Origin of the sequence: Weissella sp. MSCH1, from assembly GCF_045799135.1 — a bacterium.
In the GTDB taxonomy this organism is placed as follows: domain Bacteria; phylum Bacillota; class Bacilli; order Lactobacillales; family Lactobacillaceae; genus Weissella.
Map to the genome: position 1 here is coordinate 1 of NZ_JBJMBA010000036.1, position 23,348 is coordinate 23,348.

Genomic DNA, 23,348 nt, shown 5'->3' on the forward strand with positions numbered 1-23,348 from the left:
AACCGTGTCGGGAGCAGCCTTCGAACTCTGTACAGGCTTACATCCAAATTGGATTATCGTACGTCCTCGAAGTAACCGATGCTAATGACCGCAAGAGATGTCAAATCATGACTAAAGTGTTTATCTCTTAAATTGATACGTCTTGTTATCTTGCGTCATTACCGTGACACGCCCGCATGGATGTCGGTAGGTAGAGAGATGATAGAGGTTGAAATGAATTCTTCCTGCAATTCAATTACCTGCCTTTCCTTTGGTACATGATTATAATAGCACCCACTGTAAGCGCTTGCAAGAAATAACCCTCGTTAATTGCTGGTCATCACTGACCCGTACTCTGCCTGGACATCTTGTAAGTTATGCGTACGCAACCAGTCGTTCACATTAATTGAAAACGGATGATCACTATCACCATTTCCACCGGTATACGAACCCGTCATCACTCCTACACCACCATCACCAGACAACGTATACGTCGCCCCAATACCATTCACGCCAATGCCAACAACCACCCGGCCCTTACCTGAGCCAACGCCGTCGACCACACCAGTTGTAATATTGTGGACATCCGATGGCGTATAACCGGCTTCGGTTGTAATGACTTGGGCCAAAATTGATGCCCGATCATTCTGGGTTAGGTCTGTCGCCACAACTCCTGGTGTCCCAGTCAGCTCACTCGATGACGACTCAGACGTTGCCGTGGCTGACGATGTCGCAGAACTTGCTGATGACGTGGTTGTCGAGCTAGCTGTTACCGAACTGGTTTGTGACGAAACACTACTTGTAATAGACGATGACGATGTCGCCGCCTTGTCAGTACGAGCATTATCAATCACTGCGGCAACACCAACACCCAATAACAACGCTAATAATAATAACGCTACAACTAACAGTACCTTTACTGGACTTTTCTTGTATGGCGTATTTGAACGACGCAGCCTATTTGTTTCCTTATCCCGATTAGACATTGTTTTCACCTCATTTTTTGGTTAGTAATTTCCCACCGCGTATCTTAATCCTATTTTACTAACAATAGCCGTCTTGAGGTTGGCCCAACTCTGAATTATCCAGTCCAAAATTATGTACATTAATTAACGATCAACTTAATAATCATTGTCTGAACTTTATCTTCATTCGTTATGAGTTCCAAAACTGCATCAACGTTACCTTCAGGTGCAAAATCATCCGTAAAATCACCATGGAATGTCACATCGGCTACCACATGATTATCTACTAAATCATTAATCTTGTTCACACTTGTTTGCACACTAAAGTCAATGAAATATTGCTTAAAGTAGCTTTTGATATCCGATTTACCAGTTCTCATTTGTCCTGAGGCAACGTCCGAAACCGTGGCATCTAACGCAAACAAATCGGTATACTTTTCGTCAAAAGCATTTAAATCACTAACAATTTGAGTTAACAATGTACGTGCTGTCATAATCATACCTTTCTTCTGTATTTGAAATAATGAACAACAAACAAAAAGACAGCATCGCGAACTTAATCGTAATGCTGTCTTTTAACAGTCTAATCAACTGTCTTCAAATCTTAGTTAAGTAACAAATTACTTAGCAATGATTTGCTTGTACTCTTCACGAGTAACAACTGATACTTGGCGACGGTCACGGCCCAAACGACCGAACTTTACGACACCATCAGTCAAAGCGTACAACGTGTCATCGTTTCCACGACCAACGTTTACACCTGGGTAGATGTGCGTACCGCGTTGACGGTAAATGATTGATCCAGCCTTGATGTCTTGACCATCAGCGCGCTTCGTTCCTAGACGACGACCTGCTGAGTCACGACCGTTGGCAGAAGATCCGCCTCCCTTGTGGTGGGCAAGCATCGTCAAGTTGTTCAAATTCAATTGCATGATTTAAATCCTCTTCTTTCCGATGTCTTAGGCAATAGAGTCAATGACAACCTTAGTGTATGGTTGACGGTGACCTTGCTTCTTGTGTGAGTGCTTCTTTGGCTTGTACTTGAAAGTAACAACCTTCTTTTCCTTACCTTGCTTCTCAACAGTACCTGATACAGTAACACCATCAACGTATGGTGCACCGATCTTGCCGTCAGCGAAGACAACCTTGTCAAAGACAACCTTGTCACCCTCTGCGGCGTCCATCTTCTCGACGTAGATTACGTCACCGGCAGAAACCTTGTATTGCTTTCCACCGTTCTCAATGATTGCATATGCTGCCATGAGTCTGTAGACCTCCATATATATTATTTCTAAAAAAACTTAGACTCACCGAGTCCGCGTGTTCCGAGGAACAACTTAATACAGACCACGAGTGGTTGCAGTTTGTGGGATCCACAAACACAACGTAAGTTATTATAAACCAATGGGAAAACAAAAACAATAAAATCCCCCACAATTGGTGAGGGATTTTAACGAAAACATAAGTGCAGCTGGTGGACATTGTTTTAAAAATACACGTGCATCATTCCAGAAAAATAATATAAAAATTGGCTAGTATTATATTTTATATTCCCGGTGATTTTCTACCGTTTTTCTAACAAGTGCTACAAACGGTGCTACAAAGTGCTACGGTTTCTTATTTTTGTCATTTCATATATAATTAGGTTTAAATTAACAAAGATAAGAGGAACCTAACATGACAGAAACCACCCACTGGATTGAACGACTGAACAGTTTCTTGAAATCAGAAACAGAAGATGAACGCATTTTATATGTAGGAAAGTTTAACGAACTTGTGGCTAACGGATTTAATTCGAAGCAAGCTTACATTAATTTGCACCGAGAAATTGTTGAACCCTTGCTAGAAGAGAATGAACTAGTTTGGGAAGATTACACCGAGGCAACTGCTAAGGCAATGTTCCGGCCAACCCTATTTGATGTTAAGACTTGGATCGAACTAGCAACTAAAATTGGTCCTTCTGCTGCAACTGGAAATTGGCATGCGGTTGAGCATGATTGGTCATGGGACTTACATGATGTAGAAGAATTCGTCTAAATACTATCAAAAACACGCTCTGACAGCTTCGTACGATTCTTCATTGGGCCATTCATACTAGTCAGATAAAGTTTGGACCGTAAAAAAGCGCTCGTACTAATACGAACGCTTAAGTATGGTTATAATTAAGCTTTAGCTTAATAAATGAAAAAAGAAAAATTTATAAGTCGCGCTATCGGCTTCTTAAAAATCTTTTACGGCTGGTTAAACCGCATTCATTAGTTTAATATATACAACCCATAATTACTAGCATATTTGTGTCAAACAAAAAAGCCCGCCTAGATCAAGTGCAATTGCACCTGTCCAGACGGGCTTTTTATATTTGTGACCGACAATATTGTCGGTCACAAAACTGGTTAAATTCGACCAGTTTACTTATTCAATTGTTCAACCAATTTATTCAGGCTCTTTGGCGTTGCGCTCTTAACATAGTAGGTTCCATCAGTTCCGAAATCCCATGTGTAACCCTTCCAAGTTCCTTTTCCTTGAACAAGCTTACCGTCACCGTCAGACCAGTAGTACATCCCCCATGAGTTCGTCCAGTTTGACTTGATTAGCTTACCGTTAGCAAATGACCAGTAAGAACCCATGTGCTTCTTGATGCCGTTGGCCTTGTGCTTGAACGACTTGTCTGTGTACCAAACACCCTTCTTTGACCACACTGTAGCACCGTCACCAGGGTTCTTCTTGATTACCGCTTGATCCGCAGTAAAGAAGTTGTCGTACAACTGATTTACATCAAACACACCAAGTGACATGCGGAATGTAGCCTTTGAATCAAACTGCCAACCGTGCTCTGTAGCATACCAGTTTTGAGTTGACGTTGGCGTGAATGGGTATGAAGCAATCCATGACTTTTCACCATATGGCGTCACCTCAAGATGAGACCCCATTGTGTAAGCAGTAGTACGGAACCCACCCTTAATCTGAACCTCATTTTCAAACGCCGTTACAACCGCTTGCATATTTGCACCCATCGCCATTTGGGCCGGTTCCTCGACATCGGCAACCAAAACCGCTCCGACTGGCAAGCCGTCAGCTTGTGCCATAGCGACAGCATAATCAGCCTCTGCGATAGCACCCTCAATAGTTGTTGCATGCAGGTAGTGATACCCGTTAATGTACAGTCCGGCTGCTTGAGCAGCTTGAATATTACCAGCAGCCGTCCAGTCGTGGTAGGTTGTTCCCTCAGAGATTTTTGTCACAACGGCCTTGACACCATATGCGTCTCGCATATCAATAAATTCTGGCGTTGTCATTTGTCCGTTGTGATTTGATACGTCAACCATATCGTAACGAGGCGAATCTGCATGCACAGTAACTCCCGTAACGGCAAAATCTCCAAAGAAAACGGCTACCATTACGGCAGCCGTTTTAAATAGCTTATTAAATTGTTTCATCTTCATTTCCTCCAGTATTGAACGGGTGAGAGTCCACCGTGCGATATAACTTTTCAAAAATCTCATCTCGTGCCCAGTCATAGCACTTATCTGGCAAAATATGCCCACTTAACCACCAGTTGGCAACCATAGATAGCAACCCGTCGTATGCAATCGCAACAAACGAGGCAATAGCTAACCACGAGAACAAAAAGCGCGTTGAGTCCACCGGTATATTTGCGAAAGGCATAAACATATTGAAATACGTAATAAACAACCCAAACAAATAACCTGCTAATTCAAACGTGAATGGTAACAGTGATCCAAACAGTTTCTTAGCAAGCCTCCTTACCAGCGTCCAACCACTTAGCACTTTTTTGCCCCGATGCCGCCGCCAACCAATTCCCATATGCCAATCAAGATAAGCAAAAATCACCAGTACGAACGACAAGTTAAACCCGTTCACATACGGTGACACTTGCTTACTAAAGGCCCCTAGTGTAACTAAAAGCCCTGAAATAATTGGCAGATACTTCTTTACTTTTTCTAACATTTTCACATTTCTACTCACTAACTATTATTTGCGATCATATTTGCCGGTAGCGCTGCATTTGAAATATACGTGATACTTCCGTCCATCCATGCACCCTTCGCAATCTTAGGGCCACGATAACTAATCTTTGTAGTTCCGTCATCCCAAATAGACAAGACTCCAGCCTGTCCCAAAGAAATAGCTGGCCCCTTATATCCTGTCGTTTCACCACCTGCCCAATATGGTTGAGCATAAATCTTTGCATTGGTAGATGAACCAAATGAGAATAGCGTTTCTTCTGAAGTAATGTCCTCACTTACATTTCCAGATACATTCACAAATGCAAGCGGCCCAATCTTGATAAATCGGAACGTCAAACCTTTTCCAGAATATTCATACGCTTGAATATCCGGTCGTAATGACACCACACTGTTCCCGTTTAATGCAGTAAGAATTTGGTTAATCTTAGTTGTTCCGGGCATAGTACCCGTGAAGTTCTTGTCACCGCCGACAGTCTCATTGCCACTTTTATGAACTGAGTCTGCGTCGTAAGATTTACCGTTGATCAGAATATCGCCACCTGACGAAAATTCAATCACATTGTGTCCTGAATACGTCCCATTTTGATAATTGTTTGCATGCGTGATAATGAAAACCGAACCGTCACCAACTAATGCAGCACTCTCAGTGGTAGAGTCCAAGAAACTTAAATCTCCCTTAGCTTTACCATTCGTATAAATATCCTTTTGAATAGCACCAGCACCTTCACCGCCACCAAAGAGCGCAAGTTGATTCGTTCCAAAATATCCAATATTTTCACCCATTGTCCCGGTACTTCCGAGACGGATAAGCTGCTGGTTTCCGTCAGGTGATCCCGTGGTACCAAACCAAAGGCCGGGCGCATCCTGGCTTATCACTGGACCCGCTGTAAACGTTTTTGTACCCTCAATAGTTTCGGCCCCCGATTTATGAACTACCCCCGGTAAAGTTAGCGGCAAGCTCACGTTTCCAGACCCGTCAATCGAAACATTTCCAGTTCCTTCACCAGAAAGTGACAAATTAAACGTCTTTTTCAACTTGTCGGCAGTTGAAGCGTTACCCACTAACCCTCCAGACGCAACAATCGGTTCACTAAACGAGTTCTTTCCCGTCCAATTATTGGAACCAGTATTCAGGTTGATTTCAGACCATGCCAGCCAATCACCACCGCTCATTCCTGAGAAAAAGTAACGACCATTGCTATCTACCATAGAACGCATACCGTATTGACCGCTCGGTTGTACGAACACGTCTAAAGTGAACCAGTTAGATGACCCACTAGGCTTGTTCAACACGGTTGATCCTGCCGTTGCCCCGGTAAAATATCGGCCAGATGTCTTAATCAGCGACAAATCATCACTGGCTTGTAATTCTTGACCAGAAACATAATCAGCAGTATTAGAGTGTCCGCTGATACTACCAAGAATAATCTGAGAGAACGACTTCACTCCGTCAATTAACTCATTACCAGACTTGTGTACAGCTTTTGAGTCGTACAACCCGTTTTGTTGATCTACGTAATCTTTTGTTTTCTTTATGTCACTCATTTGAGCGATAGCATTATCATCGATAGTCAACTCGAACCCTACATCACTGTTGTTTACAGCGATGTTGATGTCATAAACGATGGACCCTTGTGCGTTACCACCAGCTGGAATAAAGTCCGGAACGGATGCCGTAACAACCGCCAACAGAACTTCATTGTTTGAACTATCGTTAATGTAAACCCCGATTGCCCGGATGTAGGTATCTGTGGTAATTCGAGAACTATCAAATACACCAGTCACCGTAAAAACGTTTGCTGATTTTTTAATCGCAGACGGCAAAACAACCAATGCTTCATTAGTTAGTTTGTTTAGCCCTGATACGTCTTTATTTGTATAATCAGTACTTGAAATCGATATTTTTGATACCTTATTCAAAGTCTTGTGCTGAAATAAATCTGCCGCAGCGGATAGACCGGCATTTGTAAATTTCGCAGCATTTAATTTAGCCATTCTACATATCCTCCACATTCATAGTTGCAACTGGCGACTTAAACCAACTTGCACTTTCAATAACCATTCCGAGGCCAATTTCACTTTCACTAGCAGAACGAAATGATATTTCTTCAAGCCGGACACCAGCCGGCAAAACTGCTTCTATCCAATCGATAACTAACTGACGTTGATTTTCATCGGGTGTTAGCGCAGTAGGCATATTCAACACCTTTACGCTCATTGGTTCTTGACCATTCCGAACGTCAAAGGCACTCGCATCAAGCCCACTTGTATTTGATAGCACATGTATTAAATCGTTCACCGTGCCGACGCGCAGCCCCATTTCAATATGCGACTTAATTAAAAAGCGATAAAACTCATCGTCAATTGTCGTACGGGTTACACCGTACTCATTTCCAACCACTTCTAGAGCTTTACCGCTTGCTTCATCAATACTGTGCCAACTTAAAATTCTTAATGTACTTTTCTGGATAGTATCAAGCTCATATCCAAATAAATCTAAAATTTTATACCAATTACTTTCTGGGTTTCTGGGGTATGAGATTGGCAACAATGCCACTAATTCGTCTGTAATTGCCGTCATACCGTTACCTCAACTTCTTCAGGTACGATGTACTCAAATTCTGCTGGATCCAAACTATTACCCTGAATTTCAGCATTGTTCTCCAAAACAGTTAACACAACATTTTTAATGCCCGTAACTTCAAACGCTGCTCCAATTAAACGAGACGTGTACAACGTCTCGCCAATTCTCAGCGTCGACATGTAATCAGTAATTGCGGTCTTAACGTCTTGAACACCTGTGATAGAAAAATCATCCGTTGTCTCTAGCTTCACAACAACCTTCACCTTGCGTTCGGTTGGCCGGTCAAACTTAATTGTTTGTGTTCGTGTTCCACCAAGCACTGGAACTTCCACGGACACTTTTCCATTGGTTGATACACCGGCAACAATCGCATTAAAAATAGCATTGGCAATTTCGCTATCCTCACCACCTTGAACATAAAAGTGAACTGATTTAGGTAGATTACCAAAACTGTCTACTTCAATCGTATTGTTTACAATCACCTGTGCCATTTGTACAGCCGGAACATTCTGAACCGCAGTCAAAATGCTGTTAACCGTACCATTCGCAGATTTTTTGTAGTTATCTAATAGTCGTTTCCTCAAAGTGGCATCAGACTCTGCCTCCGTGCCTCCGGTTGCCGCTTCTGTATTAGTTACCGATAAAACACCGTCAACAGCCTCAATCATCGTCGTAATCGTGCCAGAGGGAACATTAGCAGCCGATACCTTTTCAACTGAAACCGCACTGATCGTTGCAACTCCAGGTATATCATCTTCACTTACCGTGGCAGTATCAGTCGCCACAAGTGTCTTTTCTTGAACAGCCATAAATTGGATGCCGTCTTTAGTAGCAAATCTTGTTAACTCTGGAACCACCGCCCCAGCCTTTCCAGTAACTTGCAACGTTGTATAGGCATTTCTGGCTGGGTTACGGATAAGACCGATGTTCGCAGCTAAACGATCAAGAGACACGCCAACCGCCTGAGAAACATAACCAGAAAACCAAACAGATTCCTGCAATTCTTCCTCTTTCGCAAGGCCGTATGCCATGACCCGTAATAATGAGCCAATTTTGCTGTCAGGCCCAGTCGCTATATTCGGTGAAATGGTGTTTTGCGCCTGTTGAATTAAATCTTGAAGTATCGTGTCATAAGTTCTACGTGTGAACCCATCATTATCAAGCATTTAAACTCACCTCCGTCGTATTTACCTCATCACTGTTCACAACCGTTAAATCAAAAGAAACAGAAAGCTCACGGGTCTCTCTATTTTGAGAAAAGCCAAAATTATCAACGCTATCAATTTGGTTATTCCACGTCTTTAACGAGTCAGAAATATCTTTCTGGATATAACTCGTGTTAAGAGTCCTTGTAATCAAGTTGCTTCGCGTCATACCGAACTCAGGAACCAGAGTAAACTCACCAGTCCTTGTAGTTAATATGATTGCTGCTGATTGCTTCAGTTGCTCCGTGCCCGAAACCGTCATTAGATCATTGATTAGAACCAAATCACCATTTTCATCCATTTGAAAATCAATCATTGTGCTAACCTCCCAATAATCACGGCATCGTTAATGCTATGTCTCTTCTTAGACTTAACTTTAAATATCTGACCCTTTCCAGGGTAATCACCAAGAGAAACGTCAAGATATAACAAAAGGACAACGTCCCCAACTTGTAAGTTAGAAACGTCGTCCAATTTAAATGCATTAAAAATTGTTGCCGGCTTTTTATCCCCTGTCTGCCCCAGAATTTGAACGTCAGCCGTTTTGTTGCTATTGCTTCTAATTACCCGTCCAAGCGCTGAAACGTTTACAGAGGCTGCCGCATTTAATGTCATAGCCCCTAACAAGTTAGACCAGTCATTTGTTGGTGAACCATTCTTAGTCGCCATTAAATCACCTCTCCTGTTGTTCTAAAGTTTTCTCCGTCAAAGCTATGTTCACCATTTCTAAAGTGATAGATTGCACCTCCACCATATTTCGAGTTAAGTTTTATAGCTTGACCGACATTGATCCGATGATTTAATAACACCTCAACGCTGTATCCTCGCGTCTTATCATCCGGTGACCAATCTAGCGGTTGAGGATACCCAATCAAACCGTGTTCAGAGTCATATATCAAAGCATTTGAACCTGAGTTTTTAACGTCATTAATAACTAAACGACCACGCTTATAGAACAGCTTGCTGCCACCAGCCTCAGCTAACTCACTCAGAGAGTCAATTGGCGACCCGTCGGCACTATAACCGTCCTTGTATACCTTTTCTTTTTTAAGAACTTTCTCGCTTAAAGGTATGCCCGCTTTCTCTGAAATACGAGATATTGCATCGCTTGCTGTAATACCGGCACCCAAAGATAGCTCAATATCTTTCGCGCTCTCGTAATCTTGCCCCTCCAAAAATGAAAAGCTTGATTTAATATCCCCGTCAGAGTCGCTAGTCCGTGGATAAACATAGTTAATTTTGCCTTCAGAAATAACACCAATATCATTCCCATATCCAGCCTCTAAAACAACGTGCGTCCCAACTCTAATGAAATTAACGCTATTATCGCTCAAATTAAACATGTCAATTTGAACAACAGACGGCGTTGAGTCGTCACTAAAAGGTGAATTGAACTGGATCATTATTGAATTTTGCCTATCTGTTGGGTCATATTTCCAAGTTGATTTTCTATTGCCATTAGTAATGGAAACTCGCACTTTTCCTAGCCATTGATCTACATCCGACTTTATCACCTGACTTACTGGCGGTTTCGGCTTCACTTTATCGGCCACAGTAGGCTGATGAGCTGCTATGAAGTCAGCTATCTTATCACCAAGCTTCACATAGGTTTCAGCAGTCGGGTGCAGCACATGATCTCCCAGATAATCATATCGATTATTTGGTGTTACAACTGGAGAGCCACGCCAATCAATAACTTTTGCTCCAAATCGATTGTATACGTCGGCTTCAACGTTCATTAAATCGTTTTGAGAGTAGCCATTATATAAATCGTTCAAATTCATCGTTTTCATAAAACTTTGAATAGGCAAAATTCCAAATATCGTAATATTGGCATTTTTCGATTTAATGTAATTCAGCCCAGATTCCATTGCTTGTCTTACTTGATCTAGTGAAGCGTTGTAGTAATTAAAATCATTTGCTCCAAAAAATATCGTTACAGCATCGTAGGTTGAAAAGTCGACAGACTTTGCTTGTTGAACAAAATTATGTTCCCCATTTAGCCCGCTCATCGTTGAACCACCGACAGCAATATTTCTGACACTTCCACCTAATCGTTTTTGAACCTGTTCAGTCCATGACGGAACGCTTGAAACACCGCTCCACCCCTGAGTGATACTATCTCCCAGGGCAATTATTTTATTGAAAGCCATAATCAACCTCCATCTGGCCCTACATCATCGATAAACAGTTGAACCGTATCGCCAAATGTTTCAAAGGTAATATCTTCATTTGGATCAGCTTCATTCATCGGGACAACCGTTACAGACGGTATTCTACTATCCGTAAAGTCTGACCAAAGTGGCTGATTTGCGACAAGTCGTTCTCCAAGAACAATAGGTTCTCCCGCAGCCGTCTTTAGGTCAACCGTGAAAATATCTTCCGAAATCAAGTAATCAATTCCCAGAATGTAGGTTAAATTTCCAAATGGAAACTCGAACATTTCAGGTAATCCATTCTTGTTTACGGGTATATAAGACCGTTTTGTCATACTACTGTACCCTCGCTCTAACTCCGATAGGTATAAATCTATCAGGCCAACCGTTCCAGCCTCTAAGCGTATCTAATGGCGTACCATACTGCATCATCCAACCCCAATAGGTATCACCAGGCCGTACTATCACAAACACTCCAGGTGGTGTTGGTGGCGGAGGTGGGCTCACTGGCTTCTTTACAGCAATTGCAACCTGTGAAGGCCGTTTTGTAATTTGCACACGAGTCCATGTAAACGTTGCTTGCATAGCATTTGCATTACTATCAAATTTAAAATCTAAATTCGATATTACAATGCTGTTCATGTAACGCCGGCCGTACCACTTTAACAGTGTGCCCTTCATCTGCCATTCATACATTTTTTCCATATAATTTTGGCCGTCAGGGTTTGAACCACCGTCACCAAACAGATACCCGGTAATTGAACCCGTGTCCGAACTTAAACTAACGTGATCAGACACCGCCGAACCATCTTCAACTGGGTTTTGCGCAACATTTGTTTCTTTTGTCATACCTTCTTCAGTGGCAAAAAACCAAATAGCTGCTCCCCCGTTTTGAGGCTCCATTTTGGATCCAACCTTTTGCTGATTATAATTACTCAAAATTTCACCTCCTGATTAAGCTAATTCAAGGCCCAATGCACTTCCGAGTTGATGTGCGAGGGCTGACATGTGGGTATTAAGTAGCTGCATTACAATCTTTTCAACTTCACCGCTATTCACTCCGCCATTGAAGGTGAAACTCATATTCGGGTTAATTGAAATGACCGTGCTTTGTTTTGGACTTGCTTCCGTCTTTGGTACGGCGTTTCCAGCAGTATTTGTTAGCGTTTTAAACGCTTCCTTTGCTCCAGACGTTCCCTTTGCGTATGCATGACCAAACTTTTTACGAGTTGTCGCAGCATCTAAAACATGCGTCCCTACCGGCAATGGCACTGTGATATTACGCTTGTTAGGGAACAAACCTACAAGACCGTTAGGCAACATAAACGCCTCACGGAACGTTGACCCCTTTGCGTCATTAACAAGGGCAAGACCGCCAGTGTGTCCGCCGTGTGGTGTACCACCTGCATAACGAGGCACAACTGAGCTAAACGCCTGCTTAGCTCCAGGTGTTCCGTTAGCCAACTTATCGGCACCCTTACCCTTTAAATCAACCGTCAAAGTAATTGTTTTCGACTTCAATTTGTCGATAGCACTTTGAAGCGAACTGATTTTAGAGGCAACACTAGATGCCGTTGATCCAACCTTTTCAAGCGCGGATGAAATCGCACTAGATTTTGATGTAGCAGTTGAAGCCATTTTAGAGAACACGCTTGTCATTGTTGCGGCAGCTTTGGTCAAACCTGACTTAATAGCTGACTCCCACTTTGAGGCGCTAGACTTAATCGTGCTCTCAACTCGACTCATACCGCTTTTAGCTTGTGAATTTAATTGATTAAACCCTGCTGCAGCTGACTTAAATCTAAACGCATCCTTCGCTGAGTTTTGAATTTTATGAGCGCCAGATTTTACAGCACTCGCCACTCGGTTCATTCCGCTTTTTGCCGTACTTACAAGTTGATTAAAACCTGACTTTGAACTCTTGAATTTAAAGATGTTTCGGCCAGCGTTTTGAACTTTCTTCGCACCTGACTTAACTGTGCGGGCAACTCGTGCCATGCCACTTTTAGCAGTTGAATTCAATTTGTTAAAACCTGACTTCGACGACTTAAACTTGAAAGCGTCTTTACCTGATCGTTGAACCTTCTTTGAACCAGACTTCACCGTTTTTGTTACCTTGTTCATTCCGCTTTTTGCGGTACGGTTAAGTTTGTTAAAGCCTGACTTTGAACTCTTGAATTTAAACGCATCATTACCGGCTTTCTGAGTTTTCTTGCTACCAGACTTAACAGTCTTTGTAACCTTACTCATTCCAGATTTTGCGTCACGGTTAATCTTGTTGAACCCCGACTTAGATGACTTAAATTTAAAGGCATTCTTAAAAGCATTTTGAACTTTCTTTGCGCCTGATTTAGTGGCACTTGAAGCTTTACTCATACCCGATTTAACGGCATTAGAAACACCCTTAAATACGTTTGAACCAACTTTTCCAGCCTTTGACAAACCAGATTTCATCGATTTACCGATGTGTGAAGCTCCAGAGGAAACGGCTTTACCAGCTTTTGATAGGCCCGATTTTGCACCGTCATAAACTCCACCAAACCATTTACCAGCACCCTTTGCGGCACCAGTAACAGCTTTACCCATGCTAGAAACAGTCTTGCCGATATTTCCAGCGTTTTTACCGATAAATGACCCAGCTTTCCCGCCTAGCCACGAACCAGCTGCACCACCAGCAATAGTACCCAATGGTCCCAAAAATGAACCCAACGCGGCACCGGCAACACCACCAACACCTGATCCAATAGCTGAACCAACTGCTTTATTGCGGGCCTTACCTGGCTTTTGCTGCATAGCAGAGTAAACGTCCATCGCTGTCATTCCAAGACTTAGAACTCCTCCAGCCCGGCCAACAGCACCACGAACAAATCTTCCTGCGCCACTCTCCGCAACGGCAGAAAGTGCGCCGCGGCCCGCTGAGAACAAACCTTTTGCTCCACGACCAACAGCACCAATACCCCTGGCAAGACCTGAACCACCAAGCGAGGCCAAACGACCAACTCCACCTAGTCCTCTCATTAGTCCGCTTCCAGCACCAGCGATACCACGCATTAAGCCACCACCGCCACCTCTTGCAACACGTCCTATGCCACCAAACAATCGACTCATACGAGTTCCTTGCTTTGCATATCGTGCACTTCGGCTCCAGTTTCGTTCTTCTGCGGCAACACGACCTGCGTATTCAGTATTGCCATATCGTTCAGCGATTCCGTTCGCTTGTCGTAAAACACGTTGATATTTAGATGAATGCGTTCCGTAACGTGCGCCAGTTCGTTCTAACTTAGTAGCAGCCTTATCCTCAAAGCGTTCCATTCTTGAACGAGCTTTATTTGCTTGTTTGGATCCATATCCATATTTTTCAACAGCTCGCTCATATTTACTTGCTGCTTTGTTATATTTCCTATTTTTGCGGGTTAGTCGGTCTTTGCCCTTTCCGTTTTTACCTTCATCACCATAATCGTCGTTATAGTCGTCTCCAGCGCCGTTTTTACCACCCTTGTTCTTTCCCCCAAGTGCTGCGGTTAATCGGTTAAGGGCGCCAGTATTTGCGCTCAGAGCACCATTATTTCCTTTGGCTCCAGAGAATAGGCTCTTAATACCTGGAATTTTATCTAATTTGGTTAGACGCCCAACAAAATTTAAAATACCTTGTAATGGTTTCCCAATTAAAGGCAATTTTGTAAAGCCCTTGATAGATAGACCAATAGCCGTCATTGCTCCCGCAAATTTTGCTGCGTCTTTGACCCAATCAGATACCTTGTTGCCTGTACCTTTTGGAAGCATATCAAGGGCACTTTTGGCAATGTCTTTAAACTTATCAATGCCATTCTTTACGTTGTTAATAACAGACTTTAGCCCTCCGATGAAGCCCTCTCCAAACGCCTTAACAAAAGGCGACACAGCTTTAATACCTTGTCCCAAAGCATTAGCAACTCCTGTCAATTTGCTTGCGAACTTATCCGCGTTGCTCATCAAGTCTTTACTAGTGAATGTCTTTGAGATTTTCCCTAGTATGTCAGAAAAGCCTCCGCCCTTAGCAATTTGCTCTCCTGATTTTTTCATTACCTCAGAAAGCCAATTTAATGTACCTTCTCTAGCAGAACGCATAGCCCCTGGTAATGTTGAGTTAAACCGTTCTGAAGCTTTACCAACACCACGAGAGTTACCATACGCATCCAAACCTCGATATGCGGTTGCAGCATCAACAGCTGACCAGTCGTAACCCGTTCCAGTTTTATTAAGTCCAAGATCATGTCCGGTCTCTTTTTTGTATTCTTTACGGATAGCACGCGTTATTTTACCGTCAAGCAAATTAAATGATCGTGCACTTTGACCGGTCATTTTACCCAAATCACCGATATTTCCGACTGCCATTTTCATCATTTCCATTTCACGGTCACTTAATGCGTTCGCGTCCTGAATATTGAAAATACCTTTTAGCAATCGTTGCGTACCAGATACATTACCTGAATATCGAGAACCCGCATCGGATGAATAGATTTGCTTAGCAAAACCATTCGCCATTTCGTAACTATTACCAGCTTGTAAAGCAGTAACCATTGTTGCGTCATTCGCTGCCTCAGAGGCTCTTGTTAGAGCTTTGCCAGATGTACCGTGAGCGTCGGATATTGAAGTTGCCCACATCGCTTGTCCAGACTCACGTTCCTTTAAACGTTCATAACCGCCACCAATTAGTTCTTTACCACCGTCAACAACGGACTGAACCGCCCCAGCGGCAAGCAGTCCAACAGAAAATGCGGCAGCAGTCTCTTTCAATGTTTCTTTAAGTTTGCTTGCTTTCTTTTCTGTTTGTTCAAGTTGCGTGTTGAATTTTGATACGCCACCACCAGAACCTCCAGAAAAAGCTCCTGCCGTGGCTGATTTCAAACTTGATAACTTCGACTTCAACCTATCAAGCATCGAAACTTCACGGTTAATGCTTTCAGTTGCTCGATTAACACCAGTAGCGACACCTTCTCCAATCGTTTTTCCGGCTGCTCCCGTTTCCTTCAAGCTGCTTCGTAACCTTGTTGAGGCGCCATTCACTTTTGACATCGCAGCATCGGCACGACTCATGCCTGCTTCGATACCTGATCCTGTCGTTCGTCCAACGTTTGAAAGCTCTTTTAGTTTTGCTGCGGATGAACCAGCAGTTTCGCTCAGCTTACGTAAACCGGCTGCCCCTTTTTCAAGTCCAGCGGGGTTAATTCGCATTTGCTTCTCTACTTGTTCCGCTTTATGTATAAGCTGGCTGGTGGCCTCGTCAGCTTGTTTTAATGCAGAATTATTCACATTCCACGTAAGTCCAATTGTTAAATCACGTACGTCACCAGCCATAACTTTATTCCTCCGGTTCTAATTCAGGGTGCTGCATTTTATACAGTTCATTCGCCTTGTAGTTCAAATACTCAATTTCGTCTAACGTCATTAGATTTATTTCTTCCTTTGTTGCCAAACCCATGAGTACCGGGAACTCCAACTTGAAGTCCTGCTCGAACCTATGTTCAAAATCTCTCTCGTTACTCTTATGAGTTAAAAGGCTTGCTAAGAAATTCATCGGCGTTGCTAAACACCGCCTCAAATTCATCTCCATGATCGTCAAAGTAATCGATACCTTGCTTAGCCACTACATCTGGATATACAACAGTGCTCTTGATCAATGCGTTAACATACTCGGCATTAAATGCTGGCGGAACGTTATCCCCCAATTGAAATGCAAGTGTCACCGTCTTCATCGCCTGCTTAATTCCAGGGTGTCGCAAAATAAACTTCTTCCCGTTCGCTTCAAATTCACGGTATTGCCCGTTCAATGATCCTGTCTCACCACGTTCAGCAGCTAGGCGGTGGTATTGGTCGTACAACGGATCAGTGACCTCCGTTTGTGGGACAACTGGCACTTGTGGAGCCGTTTGAGCTCCTGGAAGTTCACCAATAGTTGCTGGTTGCGTCGTTGCGTCTTGTACTGGTTCAGTCATGATATTTCTCCTTTTGTTCGATGCTTAGATGAATTGAATTTTTACAAGTTCTTGTTTGTAATATCCAAAACAGGTGCCAAAATTTGCCAAGTTCGGTCGTTTCCACTGTTACCAAAAGTAATATCTGGAACCTTTTGAACTTGTGCCGTCGCTGCTGAAATAACTTCCTTGTTGTGGTAGATAGAAATTGAGAAAGGCTTTCCAGATGCTACCAATTCAGTCAACTTTGCGTTCCAAATTGACGTTTCAGATAATGAAATCGTAACAGTACCTGAACGGTCATTGTTTCGCACCAACGACCCAACACCCTTTGGATCCACTACTAATGATTGACGGTCATTTCGCCATTGAACTTGCACCATTGAATTATCGGCAAAGGCACCAACCTCTTCCTTTCCAACGAAAACGTGCACGTCATTTGGGTCATAGTAGGCCGTATATTGTTGCTTCTTAGTCATTTCTTACCTCCCTTATAGTTGGATAGTTCCACGGATGTTAATCGTGTTAACAGCACCAGATGGACGATACTCATATGACAAACCGTTGTAAGCGCGGTTTTGAATATCCCCGGCAGCTAACTCGTTACGACCCAAAGCGGTTACTGAGTAATCAGGGGCTTGTGTCTCATCGTTAATGTCAATGATCCCGTTCGTGTATGCAGTTTGCATAACGTTGTCGACAACCGATTGCATTAATGCGATACCGGCTGCGTCATAAGTAACCTTGTCCGTGTTAGTCAACAAATCTTGCAATTCTGACCGTACTTCTGAGGCTACCCAGTCCATTCCCATAATCACATCGATATAATCACCCGCTGCCGTTCGTCCAGAGGTAGTTTGTGCCACGTTATTTGCCTTCAAGACGTACAACATGGCATTTCCACGGTCAAACTTCGATACTTGAACGCCTGTCCAGTTGTCTGGCGTCAAACCGGGTACAACTAAATCATGAAAGTTCAATGATCCGACTGTTCGGCCACCATAAGTACCAATCAAGTTAGCCGCAAACGCTTCAGCATCGGTCGCTGTATCTGTCTCAGATTGCTTAACAATCAAAATCGTTCGCGTATTTTCAGCATATTGTTCATTGCTAAACGTGCTTCCGTCGTCAGACTTAGCGTAATTAAGCTCAACAAACATCATTCGATATTGCTCTGCTTCAATAAGATTAGACAACAACAAAATGTCTTGCCCCGCCGTTTCAGCATCGCCACCAAACAAAGCAAAATACCAAGGCTTTCCTGAATAAAGCTCGTAGGCTGCTGCCATATCCTTATACGTAATTACTGAGAAAACCCCAGGGTGTCCTTGTTGTCCGAAAAATGCAGCCGCATTCTTATAAACAAGCGTTGTCTTAGCAAAATCGGCCAAAACATCATCAATAGTCTTGTATTCCTTATATGAGTTGTCCGTACCGGGAACCCAAACCGCAGGAACACCAAAACCAAGCGTTTGTGTTGGTTGATTTACCGTCATCGTAACGGTTACGTCACTAACTGCCATTACTATTCCTCACTTTCCTTTTGTCCGGCATTTGTATTTGCCACATCTACCTTTTCAACACCGTCATAATCAAAATCAGGTATCCCAACTGGCAAAATTGCGACTTGAACATCAATACCGGCAACATACACATATTCTTCTCGCGCAATCTCACGAGGGCGCTCATAAACATTAAGAACGCGTTCTACGAAAACACCTTGATCTGCTAAAGCATCTTGAACTTTTTGTTGTTCCAAAGCCGTCTTAACAAACAAGGCGTAGTCCAACGTTTCATTCTCGTGATAACCGTTAATACCAAACGAAACCTCAACAGAAAACCCCGCATCCGAACCAGCTTGTAAGCCGTGTTCAATGCGAGGATTCGTTAGTTTATAGGTGATAAATGGATAGTCAGGTTGATTTTTAAAATCGTCCTGTCTAGCCAGTTTCATTTGTAAATTCTTATCAAAAAATTCAGCAAATGCCTTTGGTATAACCGCATAGCTACTTCCAATATTCGTCATTATCATCAATATCCTTTCTTTGTAGACTATCCGCAGCTTGCAGACCGTACACATAGAAATTTGAGAATGTTGTGGCATCGTAATCGTCCACACTGGTAATTCGCCACCTTGTTTCGTTGAACATTAAAAATTCACCCAGCGGAACCGTAGTAGTCGTATACCAAACCGCACGATCAATGCCGTCCCAACCTCCAGCATCTTGAATGAACTGTGATAAAGCTGGCGACGCCAGACTTGCCTTATTCTTTGGCAAAATTGGGTCATAACTCTGTTCACCAGTCTTAATAACGGTCACTGGTACCGTCATTTGGAACTCATTCAAGATTTCTTTGGCGTCAATAAAGAATGCCATTAATCAACCCTCCAAGTAACCGCAGCACGCATTGCCCCAGTATCAATAAGTGGGTTAGATGAACCTTTTTTCTTAATCGTGGACGGTGCATTTGCTGGAGACCGTAAATCAGTAATTTTCCGCTTAATATCACGAGTCATTCTAGCCCCCAGCTGTGAATAGGCTTGATAAGCCGTTAAACTGCCAGTTGCTACTTTCATCGTTAAACGTTTAGCAAAATTTGACCAATCTCCAACCTTTTCAGAGTACGTTGAACGAACAAACGAACGCTCTGGCACGTGACCATTTCGCGTTCCAAATTCATTGATATTGGCAATCTCAACCAGCGTAATTTTTCCATTACCACCGCCTGAACCACCAAAAATACCAACTCTCACTCGCAAATGATTTAACTGTTCAAGCTCCCACATAATCTGAGGTATCTTGTTGTTATCGCTTACCGTAACCATTAATTGACCACCACCAGTCCAATTCCATAGTTTCGCCCAAACTTCTTAACAAACAACAACCACTCATCGTAATAAGGGTCATTCCCGGAACTGCTACCAAATGATACTGATCCTGGTGTTGTTTGCTTCGACAAATCACCTGCTTTTACGCTCACGCCTTCGCCAAGTGACATGCTAGTAACTCCGCCATACAAATACCCCCACATTAAGTGGGCCGTATACAATTTGGCACCAAATTCTTGCTTATCATTCGGCAAACCAGCTTCTTTCACCACTTGCCACGCATTTTCCGATAATTCGGTAGCCGCATCGTCCGGTATCTCACCAAAACCTTTGCTTAAAAGCTTAGCCTTAGTTGCAACTGAACTTGCGTCAAACTCATAGGCCATATTTAACCCTCGCTATCGTCTCCACCCTTTAATTCAGCGATTCGCTCATCGATAGCAGCGATTGCTCCTGAACGGTTCTTGCCCCCGGCCTCATCAGCACGCATTTGTTCCAATACATCGATGCCGGTTGTTTCAGCAACTAGACCCTTTAGCTTATCAACAGTCATATCCGTTAGGCCCTCATCAAGTTCCTCGAACTCCAATTGGTTCATAACAACTTGTAAAGCTGGGTTTCCAGCAGCCTTTGCCTTAACCAGATCAACTTGTTCCTTAGTTAGGTTATTTACTCCAGGAACAATAATTGTGTCACCAAAAACTCGTGAATAGTCACCAGTATTGTTTACTAACATAGCCGTTACCTCGTTTCAAAAATTAAATATTGTCAATTCGCAAAAACTGCGTTGGTTGCTTAATCAACAAACCACCAGTACGTTCTTCAAGACCAAGCTTCGTGTACATCGCATAGGTCTCTTGAGGCAGCATCGTAATATCAAGGGCCAACAAAACCTTTGATACATCCTTTGACGCGTTGAAAATCAACATTGAGTCTGTTCCACCGTCTCCGGCGCCCTTCAAAGCATCCGTTGAAACGATTGAACCAAACCAACCGTAATCGTTAATAATTTGCATTAGTGTACGCGCATCGTACTCTCCGTATCGCGTACCAACCAAATACTCGTATTGAACCGCTGGCAACACCAAAGTCAAACTTGCTCCGGTAAAACCAACTTGTGTCACAAGCTTTGTGCGGGCGTCTCGCAGTTGATCCAAGATTTCATCTGGTGTAGACGTCTTCAACGTCTTATTAAATGCTGTGGTCAAGATACCTGGCGTATTAGTAGCACCAGTAATACCATAATCGTCATTTCCCCGGAAAATTAGCTTATCTTCAAATTCAGAGATAGCTCGACGGGCTGCCCCAATCTTGTCTGTCTCAACACTACGACCTGCCATAGATGCAGCACGCAACTCTTGACGTGTGTATTCAGCTCCAGCACCAATTGAGTGCAACGTTCGGTAGTCACGCTTGAAATCAGTATCAACCATTGGCAAATTTGTATCACCGTTGGCGATAATCTTAGCAGCACCCATACGAGTCATGTATGTGTAACCATACGTCTCGGCGCCAGGGTTAATACCCGTTTCAACGGGGAACAAGCGACGCCCAATCAATTCACCTTCTGGCACAGTTAGGACTTCTTGCTCTAGCTCCAACAATTCTCGGCGTTCAAAAGCACCAGTATTCAAATTCATGTCAGTTCCTCCAATTACAAGTTAATGTGCAATACGGCAGTCTTGCCGGCGGTTCCCGCAGTACGGAACACGCCAACTGTTGTAGTCGCTTCCGTTCCGGCAGCCTTAAACTTACCGTCAGCGTCAACTACGGCAGCTTGTCCCTTTTCAACATCGGCAGAAACAGCAACCACGATGGATCCAGTAGTTAATACTGAGACAGCCTCGTCCTTTTGGAACGTTCCACCGGCTTGTTCAGTTCCAAAGCCACCAAAATCATTCATCTTGCCTTCAAAAGCACGCGCGATACCAATCACCTTATCGGCCGTGCCAGCCGTCTTAACAGCTTCACCGTCCGTTGTGTAGGCCAGTGGCGCCCCGTATTGAATTTCTTCAGCTGCGGGTTCCGTAAATACTTGTTGAATAGACGTATCTGCAATGTGACCAAGTCCTAGGTTTGGTTCACGATACAAAGTTCCTTGTGGTACAGGCATAGTAATTTCCTCCTACTTCTTCAAATTAGTACGTGCTTCTCGCAACTTCTTGAGATTATCTTCCAAGTCATCGTTATCAGAAACATTACCAGCGTGAGCAATATCAATGTTGCCATTCTTCTTTGGCTTAGTAGCCATTGCGACTCCATAAGCACCCTCTACATAATCGTCAGAGGCGCTGTCAGCAACATCAACACCATTAACGGCCTTGATAACTTGAACCTTAATGTCACGGTCTGTACCCGCAAAATCGGCCTTGTCACCCAAGATAGTCTTAGCGGTTGCTTCCAATTCAACACGCGCCTTTACCTTTTCCGTCAAAGTAGCTTCAAAATCGGCAGCATCTGCAACCAACTTTTCAGTCTTAGCCTTCAAAGCGTCTCGCTCACCCGTCAATGTTTCAATTTGCTTGTTCAAGCCCGTAATAGTATCAAGTGCTTCATCGTTAGTCAGTTCACTAGACTTCTTTAACCCAGCAACAATGGTGTCAATTTCGGCCTGCGCCCCGTCATTAGTCAAATCAATCTCTTGACCATTTACCTTAATCTTCATCTCTGAATTTCCTCCAATCTTTTTGCCAGGCTTAGTTTGGAACGAGTCCAACATGTAACTAACTGGCGTATCTGCGCTATCAACATTCAGTGCTACCGATGATCCTGCGCGTCCTTTGTCAACAATGGCCACATGGTTAATAACAATGTCGCGCTGTACTCTGTCATACGTTTCACCGTTATATGTTCCCTGTTCAGGCGAAATGTCCGTGGCAAACCCGATGCTCAGCTCTCGTTTGCCGTTTTGAATATCCCTGATAGTGTCGCTATCGGTAATCGTCATAGAAACAGCCAATTTATTATCGACAATGGCAGCATCATTCATCGTCATTCCGACTCCGTACTGCTTAATATTTTCAGACGTTACCGCTTCACTAGGATGATCATTGGTAATAGGTTTACCGTTAGCAGAATTAATCGTGGCTCCACTGAACAAATCATCCGGCAGCTTCGCTTGTTGGCTATAACCGTCACTAGTCATATACGGGAAAACACCAGGCCGTGCAATCGGCACAGCCTTAACGAACAAAAAGCCTTCATCCGTCAATGCCGTGTCTTTAATCGGCGCCCTGATCGTGTCAATTACCTTCATCGCAGCCTCCCTAACCAACAGTCAAAACACGTCCAGCCGTCAAAGTAAACCCAAGTGGCTCATTCATAAGTCGCAACTTTCCAACACTTAGTCCGAAACGAGTAGCTACAATTGCGATATTATCGCCTTGCTTAACCGTGTACTCAGTAATCGGCTTCACTGCTGCAGGTTCATCCTTTAGCGGTGGTTCCTCAATAGTCTCGGTATTATCTTCCGGTTCGGTTGAAGCGGTCTCAGCCGTCTTGTCAGCGTCGTCAGTCGCAGCATCTGTTTGGTCGCTAGTATCTGCGGTTGGCACCTTGTTGGCTAAATCTACCAGGTCTTGCTTAGTTGCATTGCTGGCATAAGTAATACCGTGTTCATCTAGGAACTTTTTAAGTTGATCTACGGTTGTATTGTCATAAGTGAACATCTATTCATCCTCTCTTTC

General features: G+C 43.4%; 28 protein-coding genes and 1 other annotated feature. Of the genes, 1 reads left to right on the plus strand and 27 read right to left on the minus strand.

Annotated elements, in window-relative coordinates:
• Positions 1 to 305: 305 nt before the first annotated feature.
• The 4 genes from ACJ28U_RS04115 to rplU all read right to left on the minus strand — a co-directional run bounded on the left by ACJ28U_RS04115 (position 306) and on the right by rplU (position 2,206).
• Positions 306 to 965, minus strand: a complete 660-nt coding sequence (locus ACJ28U_RS04115) for a hypothetical protein (RefSeq protein ID WP_407618469.1) — start codon at positions 963 to 965, stop codon at positions 306 to 308.
• 119 nt (positions 966 to 1,084) lie between these two features.
• The gene (locus ACJ28U_RS04120) at positions 1,085 to 1,438 is read right to left on the minus strand and encodes a hypothetical protein (RefSeq protein WP_407618470.1); all 354 of its coding nucleotides are present in this window, start codon (positions 1,436 to 1,438) and stop codon (positions 1,085 to 1,087) included.
• Between the two features lie 126 nt (positions 1,439 to 1,564).
• Complete coding sequence (rpmA, locus tag ACJ28U_RS04125) at positions 1,565 to 1,876, minus strand: 50S ribosomal protein L27 (protein WP_003609238.1); 312 nt, start codon at positions 1,874 to 1,876, stop codon at positions 1,565 to 1,567.
• A 27-nt stretch (positions 1,877 to 1,903) separates the two neighbouring features.
• On the minus strand, positions 1,904 to 2,206 hold the full coding sequence (gene rplU, locus ACJ28U_RS04130; RefSeq protein ID WP_010372385.1) for a 50S ribosomal protein L21: 303 nt from the start codon (positions 2,204 to 2,206) through the stop codon (positions 1,904 to 1,906).
• Between the two features lie 31 nt (positions 2,207 to 2,237).
• Positions 2,238 to 2,313: a sequence feature (ribosomal protein L21 leader region), on the minus strand.
• Between the two features lie 308 nt (positions 2,314 to 2,621).
• Here rplU and ACJ28U_RS04135 point away from each other — a divergent pair.
• Positions 2,622 to 2,981, plus strand: coding sequence for a hypothetical protein (locus tag ACJ28U_RS04135; protein WP_407618471.1), 360 nt, complete (start codon positions 2,622 to 2,624; stop codon positions 2,979 to 2,981).
• A 371-nt stretch (positions 2,982 to 3,352) separates the two neighbouring features.
• On the opposite strand, the gene ACJ28U_RS04140 is transcribed toward ACJ28U_RS04135, so the two are convergent.
• From ACJ28U_RS04140 to ACJ28U_RS04250, 23 genes are all read right to left on the minus strand, one after another.
• A complete protein-coding gene (locus tag ACJ28U_RS04140; protein WP_407618472.1) occupies positions 3,353 to 4,381 on the minus strand; it encodes a GH25 family lysozyme in 1,029 nt (342 codons plus the stop codon).
• Complete coding sequence (locus ACJ28U_RS04145) at positions 4,368 to 4,913, minus strand: hypothetical protein (protein WP_407618473.1); 546 nt, start codon at positions 4,911 to 4,913, stop codon at positions 4,368 to 4,370. Before ACJ28U_RS04145 ends, ACJ28U_RS04140 begins: the two co-directional genes overlap by 14 nt.
• A gap of 17 nt (positions 4,914 to 4,930) precedes the next feature.
• Positions 4,931 to 6,928 carry a pyocin knob domain-containing protein gene (locus tag ACJ28U_RS04150; RefSeq protein WP_407618474.1) on the minus strand — a complete coding sequence of 666 codons (1,998 nt, stop codon included), beginning with the start codon at positions 6,926 to 6,928 and terminating at the stop codon, positions 4,931 to 4,933.
• A 1-nt stretch (position 6,929) separates the two neighbouring features.
• On the minus strand, positions 6,930 to 7,514 hold the full coding sequence (locus ACJ28U_RS04155; RefSeq protein ID WP_407618475.1) for a hypothetical protein: 585 nt from the start codon (positions 7,512 to 7,514) through the stop codon (positions 6,930 to 6,932).
• On the minus strand, positions 7,511 to 8,683 hold the full coding sequence (locus tag ACJ28U_RS04160) for a baseplate J/gp47 family protein (RefSeq protein WP_407618476.1): 1,173 nt from the start codon (positions 8,681 to 8,683) through the stop codon (positions 7,511 to 7,513). The genes ACJ28U_RS04155 and ACJ28U_RS04160 overlap by 4 nt, the downstream gene beginning before the upstream one ends.
• On the minus strand, positions 8,676 to 9,038 hold the full coding sequence (locus tag ACJ28U_RS04165; RefSeq protein WP_407618477.1) for a GPW/gp25 family protein: 363 nt from the start codon (positions 9,036 to 9,038) through the stop codon (positions 8,676 to 8,678). Before ACJ28U_RS04165 ends, ACJ28U_RS04160 begins: the two co-directional genes overlap by 8 nt.
• A complete protein-coding gene (locus tag ACJ28U_RS04170) occupies positions 9,035 to 9,391 on the minus strand; it encodes a hypothetical protein (RefSeq protein ID WP_407618478.1) in 357 nt (118 codons plus the stop codon). The genes ACJ28U_RS04165 and ACJ28U_RS04170 overlap by 4 nt, the downstream gene beginning before the upstream one ends.
• Entirely contained in the window at positions 9,391 to 10,875 is a 1,485-nt protein-coding gene (locus ACJ28U_RS04175) for an SGNH/GDSL hydrolase family protein (protein ID WP_407618479.1), read from the minus strand. The genes ACJ28U_RS04170 and ACJ28U_RS04175 overlap by 1 nt, the downstream gene beginning before the upstream one ends.
• Before the next feature lie 2 nt (positions 10,876 to 10,877).
• Positions 10,878 to 11,213, minus strand: coding sequence for a phage baseplate plug protein (locus ACJ28U_RS04180; protein WP_407618480.1), 336 nt, complete (start codon positions 11,211 to 11,213; stop codon positions 10,878 to 10,880).
• A 1-nt stretch (position 11,214) separates the two neighbouring features.
• Complete coding sequence (locus ACJ28U_RS04185) at positions 11,215 to 11,817, minus strand: LysM peptidoglycan-binding domain-containing protein (protein ID WP_407618481.1); 603 nt, start codon at positions 11,815 to 11,817, stop codon at positions 11,215 to 11,217.
• Between the two features lie 15 nt (positions 11,818 to 11,832).
• Positions 11,833 to 16,215, minus strand: a complete 4,383-nt coding sequence (locus ACJ28U_RS04190) for a hypothetical protein (RefSeq protein ID WP_407618482.1) — start codon at positions 16,213 to 16,215, stop codon at positions 11,833 to 11,835.
• A 188-nt stretch (positions 16,216 to 16,403) separates the two neighbouring features.
• Entirely contained in the window at positions 16,404 to 16,853 is a 450-nt protein-coding gene (locus tag ACJ28U_RS04195) for a hypothetical protein (RefSeq protein WP_407618483.1), read from the minus strand.
• A gap of 41 nt (positions 16,854 to 16,894) precedes the next feature.
• Positions 16,895 to 17,311 (minus strand): phage structural protein, encoded by a 417-nt coding sequence (locus ACJ28U_RS04200; protein WP_407618484.1) that lies wholly within the window; start codon positions 17,309 to 17,311, stop codon positions 16,895 to 16,897.
• 12 nt (positions 17,312 to 17,323) lie between these two features.
• Positions 17,324 to 18,355 (minus strand): DUF3383 family protein, encoded by a 1,032-nt coding sequence (locus ACJ28U_RS04205; RefSeq protein ID WP_407618485.1) that lies wholly within the window; start codon positions 18,353 to 18,355, stop codon positions 17,324 to 17,326.
• A 2-nt stretch (positions 18,356 to 18,357) separates the two neighbouring features.
• Positions 18,358 to 18,858: an LIC_12616 family protein gene (locus ACJ28U_RS04210; RefSeq protein ID WP_407618486.1), complete on the minus strand. Its 501-nt coding sequence runs from the start codon at positions 18,856 to 18,858 to the stop codon at positions 18,358 to 18,360.
• Positions 18,839 to 19,210, minus strand: coding sequence for a hypothetical protein (locus tag ACJ28U_RS04215; RefSeq protein WP_407618487.1), 372 nt, complete (start codon positions 19,208 to 19,210; stop codon positions 18,839 to 18,841). The genes ACJ28U_RS04210 and ACJ28U_RS04215 overlap by 20 nt, the downstream gene beginning before the upstream one ends.
• Positions 19,210 to 19,659 (minus strand): hypothetical protein, encoded by a 450-nt coding sequence (locus ACJ28U_RS04220; RefSeq protein WP_407618488.1) that lies wholly within the window; start codon positions 19,657 to 19,659, stop codon positions 19,210 to 19,212. Before ACJ28U_RS04220 ends, ACJ28U_RS04215 begins: the two co-directional genes overlap by 1 nt.
• Complete coding sequence (locus ACJ28U_RS04225) at positions 19,659 to 20,048, minus strand: DUF4054 domain-containing protein (RefSeq protein ID WP_407618489.1); 390 nt, start codon at positions 20,046 to 20,048, stop codon at positions 19,659 to 19,661. The genes ACJ28U_RS04220 and ACJ28U_RS04225 overlap by 1 nt, the downstream gene beginning before the upstream one ends.
• Positions 20,049 to 20,050: 2 nt before the next feature.
• The gene (locus ACJ28U_RS04230) at positions 20,051 to 20,398 is read right to left on the minus strand and encodes a hypothetical protein (protein WP_407618490.1); all 348 of its coding nucleotides are present in this window, start codon (positions 20,396 to 20,398) and stop codon (positions 20,051 to 20,053) included.
• Between the two features lie 22 nt (positions 20,399 to 20,420).
• Positions 20,421 to 21,302, minus strand: a complete 882-nt coding sequence (locus tag ACJ28U_RS04235) for an encapsulin (protein WP_407618491.1) — start codon at positions 21,300 to 21,302, stop codon at positions 20,421 to 20,423.
• A 14-nt stretch (positions 21,303 to 21,316) separates the two neighbouring features.
• Positions 21,317 to 21,775 carry a hypothetical protein gene (locus tag ACJ28U_RS04240; protein ID WP_407618492.1) on the minus strand — a complete coding sequence of 153 codons (459 nt, stop codon included), beginning with the start codon at positions 21,773 to 21,775 and terminating at the stop codon, positions 21,317 to 21,319.
• Positions 21,776 to 21,787: 12 nt separating this feature from the next.
• The gene (locus ACJ28U_RS04245) at positions 21,788 to 22,918 is read right to left on the minus strand and encodes a DUF2213 domain-containing protein (RefSeq protein ID WP_407618493.1); all 1,131 of its coding nucleotides are present in this window, start codon (positions 22,916 to 22,918) and stop codon (positions 21,788 to 21,790) included.
• Between the two features lie 10 nt (positions 22,919 to 22,928).
• Positions 22,929 to 23,330: a HeH/LEM domain-containing protein gene (locus tag ACJ28U_RS04250; protein WP_407618494.1), complete on the minus strand. Its 402-nt coding sequence runs from the start codon at positions 23,328 to 23,330 to the stop codon at positions 22,929 to 22,931.
• Between the last annotated feature and the right edge of the window lie 18 nt (positions 23,331 to 23,348).